The organism is Mariluticola halotolerans, assembly GCF_021611515.1.
Classification (GTDB): Bacteria; Pseudomonadota; Alphaproteobacteria; order Rhizobiales; family Devosiaceae; genus Mariluticola; species Mariluticola halotolerans.
This window is the reverse complement of the sequence record NZ_CP090960.1, coordinates 761,179-778,705: the sequence shown is the minus strand read 5'-3', so window position 1 is coordinate 778,705 and position 17,527 is coordinate 761,179. Positions and strand designations below refer to the sequence as shown.

Annotated in this window: 13 protein-coding genes and 2 tRNA genes; 4 read left to right on the top strand and 11 right to left on the bottom strand. The window is 55.6% G+C overall.

The window, feature by feature from the left end; translation table 11 throughout:
• Positions 1-14: 14 nt before the first annotated feature.
• The 11 genes from L1P08_RS03655 to L1P08_RS03610 form a co-directional block, all read right to left on the bottom strand.
• Positions 15-1,289, bottom strand: coding sequence for a TRAP transporter large permease (locus L1P08_RS03655; RefSeq protein ID WP_303618648.1), 1,275 nt, complete (start codon positions 1,287-1,289; stop codon positions 15-17).
• Positions 1,286-1,828 (bottom strand): TRAP transporter small permease, encoded by a 543-nt coding sequence (locus L1P08_RS03650; RefSeq protein WP_303618647.1) that lies wholly within the window; start codon positions 1,826-1,828, stop codon positions 1,286-1,288. The genes L1P08_RS03655 and L1P08_RS03650 overlap by 4 nt, the downstream gene beginning before the upstream one ends.
• Positions 1,818-2,828, bottom strand: a complete 1,011-nt coding sequence (locus L1P08_RS03645) for a TRAP transporter substrate-binding protein (RefSeq protein WP_303618646.1) — start codon at positions 2,826-2,828, stop codon at positions 1,818-1,820. Before L1P08_RS03645 ends, L1P08_RS03650 begins: the two co-directional genes overlap by 11 nt.
• Positions 2,829-2,861: 33 nt before the next feature.
• Positions 2,862-4,301, bottom strand: a complete 1,440-nt coding sequence (locus L1P08_RS03640) for an aldehyde dehydrogenase family protein (RefSeq protein ID WP_303618645.1) — start codon at positions 4,299-4,301, stop codon at positions 2,862-2,864.
• Positions 4,302-4,908: 607 nt separating this feature from the next.
• Positions 4,909-5,208: a DUF805 domain-containing protein gene (locus tag L1P08_RS16395; protein ID WP_368077125.1), complete on the bottom strand. Its 300-nt coding sequence runs from the start codon at positions 5,206-5,208 to the stop codon at positions 4,909-4,911.
• Positions 5,209-5,288: 80 nt separating this feature from the next.
• On the bottom strand, positions 5,289-5,564 hold the full coding sequence (locus L1P08_RS03635; RefSeq protein ID WP_303618644.1) for a hypothetical protein: 276 nt from the start codon (positions 5,562-5,564) through the stop codon (positions 5,289-5,291).
• Positions 5,565-5,693: 129 nt separating this feature from the next.
• Positions 5,694-6,353, bottom strand: coding sequence for a recombinase family protein (locus L1P08_RS03630; RefSeq protein WP_303618643.1), 660 nt, complete (start codon positions 6,351-6,353; stop codon positions 5,694-5,696).
• 2,273 nt (positions 6,354-8,626) lie between these two features.
• The gene (locus tag L1P08_RS03625; protein WP_303618642.1) at positions 8,627-10,000 is read right to left on the bottom strand and encodes a site-specific integrase; all 1,374 of its coding nucleotides are present in this window, start codon (positions 9,998-10,000) and stop codon (positions 8,627-8,629) included.
• A 90-nt stretch (positions 10,001-10,090) separates the two neighbouring features.
• Positions 10,091-10,166: transfer RNA gene (locus L1P08_RS03620), tRNA-Asn, on the bottom strand.
• 41 nt (positions 10,167-10,207) lie between these two features.
• A complete protein-coding gene (gene mobA, locus L1P08_RS03615; protein ID WP_303618641.1) occupies positions 10,208-10,885 on the bottom strand; it encodes a molybdenum cofactor guanylyltransferase in 678 nt (225 codons plus the stop codon).
• Between the two features lie 20 nt (positions 10,886-10,905).
• Positions 10,906-10,979: transfer RNA gene (locus tag L1P08_RS03610), tRNA-Cys, on the bottom strand.
• 159 nt (positions 10,980-11,138) lie between these two features.
• Here L1P08_RS03610 and L1P08_RS03605 point away from each other — a divergent pair.
• From L1P08_RS03605 to L1P08_RS03590, 4 genes are all read left to right on the top strand, one after another.
• Positions 11,139-11,795, top strand: coding sequence for a protein-L-isoaspartate O-methyltransferase family protein (locus L1P08_RS03605; protein ID WP_303618640.1), 657 nt, complete (start codon positions 11,139-11,141; stop codon positions 11,793-11,795).
• A gap of 161 nt (positions 11,796-11,956) precedes the next feature.
• Entirely contained in the window at positions 11,957-13,321 is a 1,365-nt protein-coding gene (locus L1P08_RS03600) for a TolC family outer membrane protein (RefSeq protein WP_303618639.1), read from the top strand.
• A gap of 252 nt (positions 13,322-13,573) precedes the next feature.
• On the top strand, positions 13,574-14,245 hold the full coding sequence (locus L1P08_RS03595) for a PopZ family protein (RefSeq protein WP_303618638.1): 672 nt from the start codon (positions 13,574-13,576) through the stop codon (positions 14,243-14,245).
• Positions 14,246-14,440: 195 nt separating this feature from the next.
• Positions 14,441-17,158, top strand: coding sequence for a valine--tRNA ligase (locus tag L1P08_RS03590; RefSeq protein WP_303618637.1), 2,718 nt, complete (start codon positions 14,441-14,443; stop codon positions 17,156-17,158).
• Positions 17,159-17,527: the final 369 nt, after the last annotated feature.

Here is a 17,527-nt window from a genome sequence, read left to right as displayed (position 1 = left end):
GGAATACGGGCCTTTTAGAGAAAGCGGTACCAAAGAGAGAGTGAGGGAATGTAGGTGATCAGCCCCAGCGCAATCACAGCGGCGCCCAGGAACCAACCGAAATGCCGCAACATTTCGAGCAGGTGGACGTCGTTGGTGCGTGCAGCCACATAAAGATTGGCGGCCAATGGCGGTGTCATCAGGCCAATCTCAATATTGGTCACCACGATAATGGCGAAATGGACCGGATCGATCCCGAACGCCATGGCCGAAGGTGCCAGCAGCGGCCCCATCAACAGCACGGCTGCATTGGTCTCCATGAACATGCCCACAGCCAACAGCAACAGATTGATTGCCAGCAGGAACAGCAACGGGTCGGCAAACAGGTTGGTCATATAAACCGCCAGATCCTGAGGAACCTGATTGAGGATCAACGCACGGTTGAGAATGCCTGTCATGGAAATGATCAGCAAAATGGCAGCAGCCGGCATGATGGCGATGTAAAATGTCCGCGCCACGCCTGAGGGCTTCAGGCTTTTTTGAAGCAAAACCACTGCAATGCCATATACGCAGGCGGCAGCCGCAGCTTCTGTCGGGGTGAATATCCCGCCATATATGCCCCCAAGAACCAGCACGGGCATGAACAATGCAGCAATGGCGCGGCCTTTTGAGCGCTTGCCGACACTATCGATATCGGAGGTGTCAATCTGGCGTTCCCGCCCGTCAGGCAGCAAGTGGCGCGAGCGAACAAAATGAACCGCGGCGAGCGACAAGCCCATGACACAACCGGGCACAATGGTGGCGATGAACAACTGGGTAATCGATACGCCAACGGTTGAGCCATAAATGATGAGAGGAATGCTGGGCGGTATCAATACGCCCAAAAGACCAGAGGCAGCGTTGAGTGAAGCGACATAGCCCCGCGGATAACCGCGCGCGATCATCTCAGGCCCCAGCGCGGCACCGATCGCCGCCACTGTCGCGACCGACGAGCCGGTAATGGCGCCAAGAAAGCCGCTGGCGAGGATCATGACATATCCAAAGGCACCACGAATGCGGCCGATGGCGCTGTCTGCCATGGATGCAAGCGACGCGGCCAGGCCGCCGCGGTTCATGATTTCACCCACGAGGATGAAAAGGGGAATAGCGAGCAGCGCAAAGCTCGAAATGCCGTCATAGGGAAGGCTGGCAATCGAATCCAGCCAGACATTGAGTTCATCGGCATTGAGGAAAACGCTGAGCGCAAAAGCGGCGGCGATCGGCGTGCCAATCACCAGAAACGCCAAAAGCAGGACGACGGTGATAATCATTCCATCCCTCCTGTTCTGGGAAGCCCCAGTACCATGCGCAGGACGTCCAGTGAGGCATGCAGCATCATGAGAAACGCGCCTAGAACGATGCACCCAACCGGAATCCAGACGGGCGTGCCCAGATCAATCAGCCGTTCGCCGGATGACCAGACATATTGAAAAAAGGAAAGGGTCAGCCAGCAATAGGTGCCTGCAAATACCATCATCGACAGGGCGGCCAAAATCCGGATCGCCCGCCGGACGCGGGGAGGGCCGAATGCGTCCACAGCATCTATGGTGATGTGCCGATGCATGTAGCTGCAAAATGCCCCGCCAATGAAGGCCAGCGGTGCCATTGCCACAATCGCAATTTCGCCCATGCTGGGAATCGGGAGATTGATCACCCGGGTCAGGATCGTGATGCTGATGCCAATCAGTATGACGAACATGGATATGGCGGCGACACGTTTCTCGATAACGGCAAGAGTGCCCTCTATGCCATCGAGCAAACGAAGCAGCGCCGGGTATGGCGCTGCTTGTTTTGTGGTATTATTTACCATCGGCTCCGACCTCAGCCCGAAGGGCAGCGATGCGATCAGCACCGTAGGCGTCTTCGAGCTGTGTCCAGAGTGAACGCCCGAGTTCGACAAATTCAGCCATCGCGTCGGCTGACAGTTCAGTCACTTCCACGCCACCATCTTTGATGTTCTGGATAAACTCTGCCTGTTGCGCCCGATTGTCGGCGATCTGATTGGATGCGGCCTCATGCGCACAATCTGCAATAAGGGTCTGCCGGTCTTCGGAAAGGCCTTCCCAGAATTCATTGCCAACTGTGATCGTGCCCATTGCGTAGACGTGGTTGGTCCGCGTCATGTATTTCTGGGCTTCAAACAACCGGGAATTATAGGTGATGCTGGCACCATTATCCTGACCGTCGACGGTGCCCTGCTGCAAGGCCACAAACAGTTCGGGGAAGGGCAGGGTCACAGCCTGGGTACCGGCTTGCTCAAAGAAGCTGCGAATGGCCACAGAACCCGGTACGCGCAACCGCAAATCCTTCATGTCGGCCAGGCTTTCAACGGCCCGCTCGGAGTTCGTCACCGCACGGAATTCAAGCTCGAAGAAATCGAGTGCCTTCATGCCATGCTTGTCCAAAGTCTCGCGGATCGTGGTTTGGAGAATGCCATCGGGATTGTAAAAGACGGCGTCCGCTTCGTCATTGCTGCTCACAATGTAAGGCAGGTAGTGAATGTCCAGCAGCGGGTCGAGCCCGGTCAGCGAGCCAGGATTGAGGAATGCAAATTCAATACCGCCGCGTGACAGGTCACGGCCAATGGATTCGTCACTACCCAACTGGCTGTTGGGAAACACTGTGACGTCCATGGCACCATCGGTGCCATCGGTCACGCATTGTGCAAACGCCTGGCTGGCCTGGTCCACAGGGCTGTTTGTTGCGAATACGTGTGCCAGACGGGCACGCATGTCCTGTGCGAGAGCAGGCTGAGCTGCCAACATTGCACAGATTGCTGTCAGTGAGGCAGCTGTTCGTAATGCGTTCATGTTCTCCTCCCAGAGAATAGTTTTGAGTTGCGGTTATCCGTGGTTGAAAACCACTGTTTTGGCGACCGTGAACTCGCGAAGAGCTTCAAAACCCTTTTCGCGCCCATGGCCACTTTTCTTGAAGCCGCCAAACGGCAGCTCGATTCCGCCACCGGCACCATAGCCGTTGACGTAGACCTGGCCGGCCCGGATGGCCTTTGCCAGACGCATCTGGCGGGCGCCAGAATCGGTCCATACACCCGCGATCAGCCCGTAATCGGTGCCGTTCGCCAAGCGGATGGCATCGGCTTCATCATCGAACGGAATGGCCGCGAGCACCGGTCCAAAGACCTCTTCTAGCGCCAGCTCATGGTCCCGGGGCACCATTCGATAAAGTGTCGGGGGCACAAAATATCCGTCAGCAGACGAGGAGGGATCGACTGTCCCTTGCGCCGCAATTTGCACGCCGTCTTTTTCGGCACGTTCAAGAAAGCCGAGAACACGTTCCTGCTGCACTTTGGAGATGACGGGGCCACAATCGAGATCGAGATCATGGGCGCCTGTGCGCAATTGCTTGAAGCGTCGTGTCAACTGGACCATGAAGTCGTCATAGATCGACCGTTCGATCAAAACCCGGCTGCCAGCGGAACAAGTCTGGCCCGTGTTCTGCACCAGTGCTGCAACGATTGTTTCAATCGCTTTGGTATGATCCGCATCGGCGAATACAATCTGCGGCGACTTGCCACCCAGTTCCAGAACGCAGGGAACGTGGTTTTCCGCCGCCGATTTCTGGATCAGAACGCCCACTTCCGGCGAACCGGTGAAGGAGATGAGGTCAATCCCGTCATGTGAACTCAAGGCAGCGCCAGCTTCCTCGCCCAACCCCGGCACCAGATTGATTGTACCATCAGGAAAGCCGATTTCGGCAGCCAGTTCAGTCAACCTGATGCAGGATAGGCAGGCCTCTTCGGCAGGCTTGAGAACGGCGGCATTGCCAGCAGCGAGTGCCGGGCCAAGCGTGCGGCCGAACATCTGTGCAGGATAGTTCCAGGGAATGATGTGCCCGGTGACCCCTCGGGGTTCCCTGAGAATCATGACCTGATAGCCGGAGAGGAAGGGTATTGTTTCGCCGTGCAGCTTGTCGGCAGCACCACCATAGAACTCAAAATAGCGGGCCGCGGCCTTGACGTCATTGCGCGCCAGTTTGAGCGCCTTGCCTGTGTCGAGAGCCTCGAGCGCTGTCAGCTCGTCTTCATGCTCCAGAATTTTTTGCCCCAGCCTGGACAGAAGCCGGCCACGATCGACCGCTGCCATTTGCCCCCAAGGTCCCTCGAAGGCCCGGCGGGCGGCCTGCACGGCAAGATCAATGTCCTGTGCTGTGCCGCGGGCAATCGTGCCAATCTTTTTGCCAGTCGAGGGTGCAACCGTGTCCAGCGTGGCCCCACTTGATGGGCGAACCCATTTGCCATCTATGAATACGTCTGCGCTGTTCATCCGAAGCCTCCTGATTAACTCGGGAAGCTTCTCGCAAGCGCCAGTCCCATAAACAAGCTTTGTTATTTTCACCAACCTATAGCCTGAAGCTATATGTCGTGACCCGGCCCCTTGAAGCACTGTAAAAGAGAATGCTGACAGCGAGGCTCAAGGCGTCAGCGGCGGGCCGGGGAGGCAGGGCCAGTAAGAAACGCACACCTGATGGCATTGCCTGACATTTCACATCAGGCGACGGATCTGCCCGTGCTGTGCCATCTGGGGGGCATCTGCAAACCGGATGAAGCAGACGATATAAAGCTCTCCCCCAACGCACATGCTGTGTGTCTGTGGGGGGATCTCAAACCCTGCAACGCATGACGTTGCGAATATTTCTTGGAGCTTTTTGGCTCCCCGGGCCGGTGTGTCTGGAATGCCCAAGAGAATGCCGGAGAACTTAAAAAACCATGCCGAGCAATGGGTTATTGTAACGCTTCATCAAAGAGAACCGCTATGCGGTGTACCCCAACGGGTAGCTTTGGTGTACCTCAAAGTCAATAGAGCTGGGCGGGGGGAAGTTGGCATCTATTGCGCCAACCTTGACGGTCGGTCTTTGAAGCGGAACCGTACATCAAGCCAGAGGGTCGGGACCATATCTATTGTCTCCCGCCGTTCCCGGTACAACACAAAGGACGATAGCGAAAGCTGCCCAAGCAGCTCCTCCAATGTATCTGTCGGAGACGGCAACCGGTATCCAGAGCAATGCCAGCCAGCCAGTCAAACCCATATCACGCAACCGCTGTGACGTGAGAGTATATCCGCAAATGAAGTAAGGGACAAAGAACAGAAAAATTATAATGACTGCCGGTCGGCCCTGCACATTCAATATCCATAGAACACCAAGAACCGTCAGGAAGATGGCGGTCAACATCGTTGTGGCGATTATATAACTTTTCCGATTTCGCCGTATTGAAAGGGAAAACCAACCTTCTGTCGCCGGAGTGCTCATCATCAACGATCAAAGATGGTGCCGATTAGCGTGAGCAATAAAGCTACCGGTATATACCAGAAAAACAGAGCTACAGCTTGCCAGATATCCCAATCCCATACTGTCGTAGCGCCGTATACACCTAACGCAGAACCGAGAAGCGGTATGTAGGTTACCATGAAGGCGAAGAAGAAGCTGAAAAAGTTATTAAAATGAAGAAGTTTCCCAATCCCATCGGCAACAGCGAATAGTTGCACCGCGCCAATCACAAAATAGCCAATGCCAAAAAACAGTTGCACAATAACCCCCTCAAAAGCATGCATCATGAGCAGAGCAAAAATATTCGCCTAAGTCTATGTTTGACTTGAATAGCCGGAACATTATTCACAAAAACAATAGACGTCCCGCCACGGATAGGCGGTTAGACATTATGCCCCGGTCCGTTGGAGTACCCGAGAGACCTGTGTGGGTGTCCATGCGCCGCCGCGTGATGTGGGGATGCCAGTCTCATTGAGTGTCTTCGCGATGCTGGCCAAAGTAGCTCCAGACTGTCGCAGGGGCCCCGCAATCTTGACCACCCGTTCCGCCTCTGCTTTCGCCTTGGCTTGTATTGCGGCATTGCGCTTCATTGTCTTATCACGCAGTCCGCCGAGCTTTTTCCCACGAGCCTTCGCTTCCTTCAATGCCGCCTTCGTCCGCTCTGAAATAAACGTCCTTTCCTGCTCTGCTAGAGCTGCATAGATGTGAAGTTGAAACTTGTCTGCAGAGGGCATCGATGCCACCCGGAGCTTTACGGCTGCATCGTCCATCAGTGCTGCAATAAACGACACTTTACGGCTCAACCTGTCCAGCTTCGCCACCAACAGTTCGGCTCCAGAAGAGCGCGCCAGCTTGAGAGCAAGGACCAATTGCGGGCGGTCATTCGCGCCACCCGAGAACACGTCCTGAAACCGTCCGATGACCTCATATGGTACCTCAGAGAAGTTGTTCAGAAAAATGTCGATATCTCGCTCTTGAGCCTCCAGACCCAAGCCGCTGTTGTTCTGTGCTTCGGTGCTTACACGCGTGTAGATGACATATTGTTTCATGGCGAACTCCCAATGTGGGTTTCAGCATATTTAGCAATTATCTAATGTCAACGGTCGTTGTGGGTGTAAAATACATGGAAGCGACTGCATGGTGTAAATTAGTGCTTCTCTGGAGATGCTCGCGATGCTGCGGTTTGAAGCTATCGAACAACACTAGAGCGCATGCGTCCTATCTAGTCGATTTCTAGCAGCGCCCACTCAGGGAACTGCCATAGGCAGGCTGGTCCTAATTGGCATCCCACAGCTTGCTGACAAGCGCCACGAAGGTCACCCTGAGCGATGCTATGGTTCTTGGCTACGGTCAAATTGATGCAACTGCAGCCTCATGCCTAGCCCTGATAGCAGGGGTGTTGCCTTCAAGAGTTCGGATAGACTTTCAATGCTTTTGAGGTGGTTCAGTTGAGCGGCGTTGTTCCGCTGCAGGTAAGGCTTTGATTGGCTGACAATGTCTGTGTCCTGTGGGTTTGCTGGAGAATGAAATGTTCGACAGCTGTTTGCTGGGCATCGAGGGGCGGGCGGGGGAACTCGCGGTCGTTGTTTTCGATCTTGGCGGTTCGGATTTTTGTAGCATATATACTCGGACCCTCGATGAGATGGGGCCTTGGCAAACTATCCTCTTAGAAGGACACAAGCCGTTATATTCGGCTCAACATCGACCCAACAATCGTTGTATGTAAAGGTAGCTTTCCGCATCACTTATGCTGGGTAACAGGTCTCCGAGGTTTTCCGTGATTGGTAGGGGTATAGAGCAGGGCGCTGTTGCCCCGCCTCATCACCGTTATTCGAGGGGCAGACCAAGGTTCAATTCGGGAAATGAACGTTTCTCCATGGCCAGCTTCTTGGGTCAGTGTGGTGGGAGCAGCCTCCACGATGGGTGGAGCCATTTGTTGGAGATAGAATGGAGCATGAGTGTATAACCTCTCATGCCATTTCGCGAGCTGCCTAGGGCAAACCTATATATGAACCGGGGGGGCACCTCCTATTGTGGGGGGTAATCACCTGGTTATGCTGCGGCGCATGCCTTCTGCACGATCAGGCGTCCAGCCTCATAAAATTTGAATAACAGGGGCTGGCGGAGATTTCGGCGTTGCCGCACTCGGCACTCAACCGTTCGGTGAAAACGTGCAAACAGCGAGAGTACACACGGTCGGTGCGAACCGGACGGGTACCGCCACGCGGCATCGCGACCATGGTTGATGTCGGTATAAAACTGGAGGCACATGCAGGAGCATGGATGGTGAGATTATCAATGCTCCCGAAGGACTGGGCATGTTGCTTCCCGAAAAACGCTGCCACGTCCTGACCACAAGCGTTTGCAGCAAGCTGAGTGACCTCGGCTTATGACCGCTGACGGCGAGGGGATACGGGGGAAACTTGTGTTCGTGGTTTTTGATCTTGGCAGATTGGATTTTTTCGCCAGAATAGCGCTGACCCTAAGGAGACCCTATGCACTGCGTAAAGCTTCTAACCGCCGCCCCAATGCTCTGCATAATTCTAGCCGGCTGCTCGACCTCATCTGATCCAAAGAATGCCAATGTCTATGGAAGCCCGTTCGGGCAGAATGTGGTGGGCAATAAGAACGGGGTTATGATCGGTAACGTGTGGAATGAGATGGATGCGTTTCCAGTGGCCGAGCGGTTCTGCGGTCAGTATGGAAAGACAGCCACCTACAAAAGCACTCGGGGATATAGGGCCGCCTTCGATTGCGTCTGAGGTCCACCTTAAGCGCCATAAAAGTTCGGCGCCGCTCGGCCTATAAGGTCTCAGGGCGACGCTATAGTGTTTCTCCTGTCATCGCACCCACAGGGGCCAACCTAATAGTTTTTGGCATTGGCTTTCTAACGCCGTACATTTTGCCGTTGGACGGGCCCGTGTGCGTGCTGGCGTCTATTAGATTAAAACCGTCCCACAGAGAGGCAGCATTTGCAGCCTGCACCAGCATTCCCGCACCCAAGGCTACTACCGTGATAACGCCCATGGTTCCGAGATGAGGTTCGATGAACATAAGGATAACCTCCGCTAGTCCGCCGCCTGATTAATGGCAAGGTCAGCCTATTCATCCAAGGCGTCGTATTCAAATAGAGAGCTATGGAATAGGGAACGTTCTAATAATCAATCTAACGCCGGAAGCCTCGGAGCGTGAACTCCTAGGGCGATCTCGTAAGGGCTGGTCAGCCTACATGCCGCCCATGCCAGCAAATAACGACATACCCAACCCCAACCGCTGCTCCGCAGCCACGCATAACCACCCCTGCGAGGTTCCCGAGAAGCTCCTAGAGGTTGCTGAGGTCGCCCCTATGCTCAAACGCTTTGACAAGGGCCCTCTGGGTCACGCGAAGCAAGGCGTCATTGCCGCCATAGACTTCCGAAACCTTGCCGGAGGTATGCCCAAGCACGAATTCCTGCTCAGCTGTAGAAACGCCTGCCAAGATCAAAAGGTCTTTGACCCGATGACGAAGGGAGTGCGTGACGACCTTAAGGTCTGAGGTGCTAGCTCTCACATGCTTGCCTAGGGCTGCAGACGCTGCATCTGAGCCGCCGTCCCGGCAGTAAGATGGGAAGAGGGGACCTGTGGAGCTTGCAGCCTGAACTGCTTCTTGAGCAGCTTTCAGTCCGTCATCAATCAAGGGAACCCAACGATGGGACGCCGCTGTCTTGATGCGCCGCTGGTCGTGCCACACGATCTTTATGTGAGGAATAGCATGGTCCAAGACCACGTCTTCCACGCGTATGCCTGAGATTTCCGCCAGCCTGCAGCCAGTGAATTCAAGAATGCGCCAAATCTGTTGTAGTTCGATGGTCGCGTGAGACATCACACGGGCACGTGCATGCCTGAGTTCAGCCTCAGGGAAGGGAGATCGAAGGCTTTTGTCCGGCTCAGCTTGGTCCAATCTGCCCACAGGCAACTTGTCGAAGGGATTATTTATCCCTGCCAGATCGAACTCCCTGATGGCGAGATTTATGATGGCCCGCACCACGTTAAGGTAACGCTGGGTGGAAGCTACTGTGCGTCCATTGAGAATGTTGTCGCGGACCTCACGGGCATCTGCACGGCGCAACGAAGACAAAGGCCTTGTGAGAGGGACCACCTCAGACACCAGCTTGGAAACATGCTCCAGCTGGTTCAGTTTTTTATGATCATCGCCCACACGCTCGGACGTATAGACCCGGATGGCGTCTTGCAGGGTTGGGGCAGGCTCAGGTGTAGCCGCGCCACCACGAATTACCTTGATCAACGCGAGGTCACTGGGAGAAAGCCCAACGGGATTGTCTTCTTCATCTCGGGGGTAGTGCTGCGTAACCTGCTCGGCGGTGACGTCCCGGGAAATCCCCTCGAGGTCGTCGACGTCCTGCCAGCCGCGCCAGTCAGCGTTAAAGCCAAGCCGTGTCGCTTCTCGGATTGCTGCCTTGTGCAGTTCCCACGGCGTAGCGGCCTGCGCTGCGAGGCGGGTAGGCGCGGCACCTGACAACATGCGTTCAGCTTGCGCATGAATGTGGGGATAATTTCGGAGAGCTTCTTTTTCGGAAGCCCCAAGGGGAAAGACAATCTCGCCTTTACCCACCATCGATTTTGCTGAGGGAGGAACCTTGCGCCTGTAGCGCCAACTGTTCCCGCGTCTTTGAACGTAACGAATTACCATGAGCATAGGTGTATCCCCAAGTGTACCTAATCGTGTACCTCTGAGGAAGCGTAAACCCTTGAAACCCTTGGTTTCCTTGACATTCTTGGAGCTTTTTGGCTCCCCGGGCCGGACTCGAACCAGCGACCCAGCGGTTAACAGCCGCTTGCTCTACCAACTGAGCTACCGGGGATCACCAAAAGGTGTAGCCTGATCAATCAGGCCGGGCACCGTTTAGCCCGTTTGATCTGCTTTGCCAAGCCCTGAATTGGACTGTTTTGCATTCATCGTCGAATAAGCGCGCCGGCCGCAATCGATCAGGTCCGCAACGGTGTTGATATTGACGAATGGATCGTGCCCGTTATCCGTCCGGTAGTCGAGTAGCTTCGCTCTTTCTTCTGGAATTACAGCCTTAAGGCCGCGCGGCGCCTGACCGGCGGCTACCAGGGCGGGAAGGGCGGAAAGCGAAGCGACGCGCCACAAGGCGTTTGTGGGATAGATCTGCCCCGCAAATGCGCCCATCACCACATCTATATCCGGCGACATAAGATCGAGCGCCCGTGCACCAAAATCGTCGGGAAAGAAGGGCGTATCGACAGCAACGGTCAAAAGGAAGGTGGGAGGCTTTGCCTGCATCCCACTCCAGGCGACGGCAGCGGACAAGCCACCCACAGGCCCCGAATCGGGTGCATCAGAATCGGGAAAGGCGGGAAGAGACCTTGCAGCCCGGATCGCGTCGGTGGGCAAGCGTCCCGTCGAGAGCACAACAATATCGCATTGCGGCTCAAGAGCGCGCAGCACGCGATCGACAAGCCGAACGCCGGCAACTTTCAGATGTGCTTTTGTAACGCCGCCAAGCCGCTCGCCGCGGCCACCAGCCAGAATCACCCCGGCAACCCCGTCTAACGGCATGTTCTGCTCCGGAAAAGAGTTGGAGGCCACGTCCGGAATTGAACCGGAGTACGCGGATTTGCAATCCGCTGCGTAACCACTCCGCCACGTGGCCTCACCAACCAAAGCGGTTTCTATTGGAGAAGACGGATTGACGCAAGTCAGTCATGCATTCTTCTTTTGTCGTTGTTAATCTCGTAAACCTTGCATCGCGGCATAAGCGGGGCTAATCCCTGTCGACCGCTGGATTCAAACGACGAGATTGGTTTTGGACATGGAAAACTTTGAGCGCGCACGCCAACAGATGGTGGACACCCAGCTGCGCACGGCCAGCATAACCGATAGCGCTTTGCTGGCAGCCATGGAACGCGTGCCACGCGAACGATTCGTTCCGGAAGCCCGTCGCCCACTGGCCTATGTAGATGTAAGCCATGAATTGAACGACACCGGTCGTGCCCTGGCGGCCCCCATGCCCTTTGCAAGACTGGTCCAGCTGGCTGAGGTGACACCGAACGATGTGGTGCTCGATGTGGGTTGTGGCAGCGGCTATTCCACCGCAGTGCTCGCTAATCTGGCCAGCGCCGTGGTGGCGCTTGACGACGATGCCGCACTGGTGGAGCAGGCCAACGATCTGCTCGCCGAACTCGATATCGGTAACGCTGCCGTCTTGGCCGGTGACCTGACGGCCGGCGTTGCCTCGGAGGCACCATTCGACGTTATCGTGCTCGAGGGAGCGGTTGATGAAGTGCCGCCCCAATTGTTGAAGCAGCTTCGTGACGACGGGCGTCTCGTTGCCATGGCGATTGAGGGGGCAACCTGCACCGCGCGTGTTTACGTAAAAACCGGCAATGACATCGCCATGCGCCGCTCTTACAATGCGACAATGCCCAGACTGGTATCGACCAAGGGGCGTCCAGAGTTCGCATTCTGATTCTGTCGCGCTGAAACGACTTACTGACCCATCTGCACCCTATGTTGCAGCGCGAGCACGCTGGAGCTTAATTTACATTACAATTACGCAACCATTGCGATCTGAGGTTGAGACTCCTATTTGCGCAAATTAGAGTGGTCGGGCTTTGGAGGCATCGAACAATGATTTCTAAGAGAGTTTTGCGGGCGGGTACATTTGCCGCAATTGCATTATTTGCGGCAACGCCGGCATTCGCCGAATCGTTGCGCGACGCCTTGGCAAGCGCTTATGCCAATAATCCTCAGATCGCATCGGCGCTGTTAAGCGTCAAAATGTCTGCTGAGGATATCGCAACGCGCAAGGCGGGCAAGCTGCCTACAATTGCTGCATCCGCAGAGATGAAATCGTCATGGACCGTCTCGGGCGGGCCGGGCACAAGCAATCAGTCGTCAAGCGTTGGCCTGAGCTATAGTCAAACGTTGTTCGATAATTTGGTGACGGATGCCCAGATTGAAAGCGCCCGTGCCTATTCGGTCGTCGCCAAGGAAGGGCTGCGCACCGCCGAGCAGAATGTTCTCCTTTCTGCAGCTTCCGCATATCTCGATGTCGTGACCAATACCAAACTGGTTCAGTTGCGGGCCGAGAACGTCAAGTTTTTGCAGGCACAAGTTCAGTCTTCAAACGACAGGCTCGATATTGGCGAGGGCACGCGCATTGAGGTTTCCCAAGCCGATGCAAGCCTTGCTTCTGCAATTGCTTCCTACAAATCCGCGATTGCAAACCTGCAGACGAGCCAGGCCAGCTATCAGCGCTGGATCGGGCACAAGCCACAAAATCTGAGCCTCGATTATAGCTTCAATGGAATATTGCCCGGCTCGATTGATCAGGCCCAATCCTCTGCTGACAGTTCACATCCTGAAATTCTGGCGGCCAAGGCGCAATTGCGTGCGGCGCAGGCAGCATCCGATGCGGCCGAGCGTGCATTTGGGCCAACACTCAAATTAATTGGCAGCATCGGTGGCAGCTTCAGCAGCCCCGGCACCGGCACTTACACCAGCACAGGCACAGGTTCCGTAGGCCTCACACTGAGTGTGCCGCTTTACGCGGGCGGGGCGCTGGGCGCAGGTGCACGCAAGGCCAATCTCGGTCAGATACAAAGCGAAATTGATGCGTTGAGTGTGCGGGACCGGATTCGCGCGCAAGTGATCTCTTCATGGAGCAGTCTGCAGAACGCCGCCGCCCAGATCGACGCCGCTCAATCCTCGGTACGCGCCAACGAACAGGTGCTGAATGGCGTGATCGAGGAGCGTAATGTCGGGCAGAGCACAACGCTCGACGTGCTGGACGCCCGCGCAAAGCTGACCTCGGCGCAAGAAGGGCTGATCGGCGCGCAGACCAGCCGTATTGCCGCCGGATTCAACCTGATGGCGGCCGCCGGACGATTGTCGGCCCGGGAGCTTGGCCTGCCGGTGCAGATCAAGAGCGCCGACGGCTATATCAAGAATATTGAAGACGTATGGCAGGAACTGCGTAGCGTCGCAAATTAAGTCAACGCCGGAATTCCGGATGAATTTTGATGAGGGCAGGGGCGCTTGAGAGCGAATCTGCCCTCATTTCGTTCAGATCAGCCGCTTTTGATCAAAACATGGCGCACAAGCCGTGGAAGACCGCAATACGGGCCTCCCTTTCGTTTCACGTATATGCTTGAGATAGCTAAACTGTGTAAGGGCGAATCAGACGGCTTTAGTACAAATCCATTTGTATGTACTACGTCTCGAGCCATGTAGAGTGAGGCACTAATGAACAAGTCAGCGGCCAAAGAGCCATCGATGGATGAAATCCTGTCGTCCATTCGGCAAATTATTGCCGATGATGATGCCGGGGTTGCGCCTTCCGCTGCCACCACGCCAGCTGAAGACGAACCGCTGAGCTTTGACATTCCCGATCAGTTCGATGTTCCCGAAATGATGCCCGCGACGGAAGAAGAGCCCGATGCGCTGGAACTTTCGGCTGAGCAGATTGTGACCGACGACAGCGTCGCGGACGACGATCCCGTTGAGGGATTTGATTTTCCCGATCTCAGCGCTGCGGCGGACGAGGAGACGTTCGATCAGGATGGTGACGACTTCACCGTGCCCGAGCTCGTTGTGCCCGATGATATTTCCTTTGATGGGCCGGCGCCAAGCCAGATGCGTGAAGAGCCCGCCGTGAGTGAAACAGCTCCAATGCCGGATAAAGACCTCTCCTCGGACATGGCAAAACGCCTGCTCGAGCCGACAACAGATGCGGCGGTCAAAAGCGCGTTCGCCAAGCTTGGCAATGTCGCGCTCGGCACCCACGATATGACTATTGAAAACATGATCCGTGAAATGTTGCGGCCCATGTTGAAAGAATGGCTTGACGAAAACCTGCCCAGCGTCGTCGAGAACATTGTCGAAAAAGAAATCGAGCGTCTGTCGCGCGGCGGTTAGAGTATTTTCGGGATAGGTGAAAGCCATTTATCCGGCTTGAAAACGCGATAGGTCAACGGCCTGGAACCAGCTTATCTGCTTGCTTCCGGTTGACACTGAGCCTCAGCTTGGCTTTATCCATATCAGGGTTATAAATGATTGCCGCCCGGGTCCATCATGGGCTTGGGCGCAATGTTTTTTGCGAGCGGATATCCGATGATTGAAAAAACCTACGAGCCGAACACGGTCGAGGGACGAATCTATGAAGCCTGGCAGGACGCGGGCGCATTTGCCGCCGGTGCGGGCGCCAAGCCGGGCGCAGAAACCTATTCAATCGTCATCCCACCCCCCAATGTCACCGGTTCGCTGCATATCGGCCATGCGCTCAACAACACTATCCAGGATATCCTGATCCGTTTCGAGCGCATGCGCGGCAAGGACGTTTTATGGCAGCCCGGTATGGATCACGCTGGCATTGCCACCCAGATGATCGTCGAGCGGCAGCTGATGGAGCGTCAGGAACCAACGCGCCGCGAACTGGGTCGTGAAAAATTTCTTGAAAAGGTATGGGAATGGAAAGCCGAGAGTGGCGGCAACATTCTTAACCAGCTGAAACGCCTCGGCGCGTCCTGTGATTGGTCACGCGAACGCTTCACAATGGATGAGGGCCTCTCAAGAGCCGTGCTGAAAGTCTTTGTGGGCTTGCACGAAAAAGGCCTGATCTATCGCGCAAAACGCCTGGTCAACTGGCATCCCGACCTGCAGACCGCGATCTCCGACCTCGAGGTCGAGAGCATAGAAGTCAAGGGCCATATGTGGAACTTGCGCTATCCACTGGCTGATGGGGTGACCTATGAGCATCCGGTTGAGTTTGACGAGGAAGGCAATCCGACCGCTTACGAAACCCGCGACTATATCGTCATCGCCACCACACGCCCTGAGACAATGCTCGGCGACACGGCGGTGATCGTGCACCCGGATGACGAACGTTATGCCAGCCTGCAAGGCAAGTTTGTCGACCTGCCATTGGTGGGCAAGCGCCTGCCGATTCTCGCCGATGATTATGTTGATCTCGAAACCGGCACCGGCGCCATGAAGGTGACACCAGCGCACGATTTCAACGATTTCGAGATCGGCATGCGTCACAATCTCGAGCAGATCAATATTTTCACCACTGAAGCGCGCATCAACGAAAATGCCCCGGCAGCCTATCAGGGCCTGGACCGCTTCGCGGCGCGCAAGCAGGTTCTGGCGGACCTTGAAGAGCTCGGCCTGCTCGACAGCGTCGAAGATCGCAAGATCATGGTGCCGCATGATGAAAAGACCAAGATGGTCGTCATCGAGCCGTTCCTGACCGACCAGTGGTTCGTCAACGCCGAAGAACTTGCCAAACCCGCGCTCGCCTCGATCCGGGAAGGCCGCACCAAATTTGTGCCCAAGAACTGGGAAAACACCTATTTCGCCTGGATGGAAAACATCCAGCCCTGGTGTATCTCGCGCCAGTTGTGGTGGGGGCACCAGATTCCGGCCTGGTATGGTCCCGATGGTATGGTTTTCGTCAAACAGACCGAAGCGGAAGCGCAGGCAGCTGCGGACGCACACTACGGCAAAGCCGTGGAATTGATCCGCGATCCGGATGTGTTGGATACCTGGTTCTCGTCGGGGCTGTGGCCATTCTCCACGCTTGGCTGGCCGGACGATACCGAAGAATTGCGCAAATATTATCCCACATCGGTTCTGGTCACCGGGTTTGATATCATCTTCTTCTGGGTCGCCCGTATGATGATGACATCGCTCGAATTCCTCGATGAAGAACCCTTCCACACTGTCTATGTGCATGCGCTGGTCCGTGACGAGAAGGGCCAGAAAATGTCCAAGACCAAGGGCAATGTCATCAACCCGCTGGAACTGATCGACGGCTATGGTGCCGATGCGACCCGCTTCACCCTGGCCGCCATGGCCGCTCAGGGCCGCGATTTGCGCCTGTCGATGACCCGCGTTGAAGGCTATCGCAACTTTGTCACCAAGCTCTGGAATGCCGCACGTTTTCTGGAAATGAACGAATGCGTCCGTGTTGAGGGTTTTGATCCCAAAACTGTCAACCAGCCGCTCAATCAGTGGATTCTCGGCGCAACCGCCCGCGCAGTGGCCAGTGTCAGCAAGGGCATTGAGGACTACAAGTTCAACGAAGCGGCCAATTCAGCCTATGATTTCGTCTGGGGCACATTCTGCGACTGGTTTGTGGAACTGGCCAAGCCCGTGATGACGGGGGAGGATGCCGCAGCAAAGGCAGAAACCCGTGCCACGGCAGCCTACACACTGGACCAGATCCTGAAGCTTCTGCATCCGTTCATGCCCTTCGTCACCGAAGAATTATGGGCTGAGACCGGCAAGCAGGGGCCAGCGCGTGAGACGCAGTTGATCGTGGCATCATGGCCTGATCTGGCCGGCCTCGAAAATGCCGAAGCGGATAGCGAGCTGAACTGGCTTGTCGATTTGATCTCCGGCATTCGCTCTGTGCGTGTGGAAATGAATGTGCCCGGTGGCGCAAAAATTCCATTGCAGGTCGTGGGTGCCAATCCACAAACCCAGGCACGCATCGAAACCCATCGCTCGGCCATTGAACGGCTGGCGCGCATCGTTGAGCTGAGCCAGGCAGACGCTGTGCCCGCTGGGGCCGCACAACTGGTGCTGGGCGAGGCAATCTACGCATTGCCGCTTGGCGACTTCATCGATCTGGACGCGGAAAAAGCCCGACTTGCCAAGGACATCGCCAAACTGGATGATGAAATCGGCAAGGTGAACAAAAAGCTGTCCAACGAACAGTTCATCTCAAAAGCACCTGATGAAGTGATCGCCGAACAGCGTGCGCGCCGCGATGAGGCCGTGGAGCGTAAGGGGCATATCGAGGCTGCACTAAAACGCCTCAGTTGATCCCGGCCGGGCAATAAATAGTTCGTGGCAATTTTGCAACAATTGCACCAAAACACGAACACCTGTTGCCCTGTTCACGCTTTGCTACGCGACATTTGCCACAATCTTACCCCAAAAGAGATGACCTATTGAATAGGCGCGTCTCTTTTGGCGTGGCTGATCGAAAGCTTTGGTTCTGAAAATCAGGCTGTAGATCCATAAACCGGATATGAAATCGCGAACCCCGCAAAGAACGGGCAGGTGAACAAACCGGAGACTGAGGTTGGAAGCATTGAGCGCCATGAGTTGCGAAATGTCGGAATTGTCTGACCGCCAGAGAGGCACAAGTGCTGCAAGCCTGCTGCACTGGTATTGTATCCGTCCTTGTGA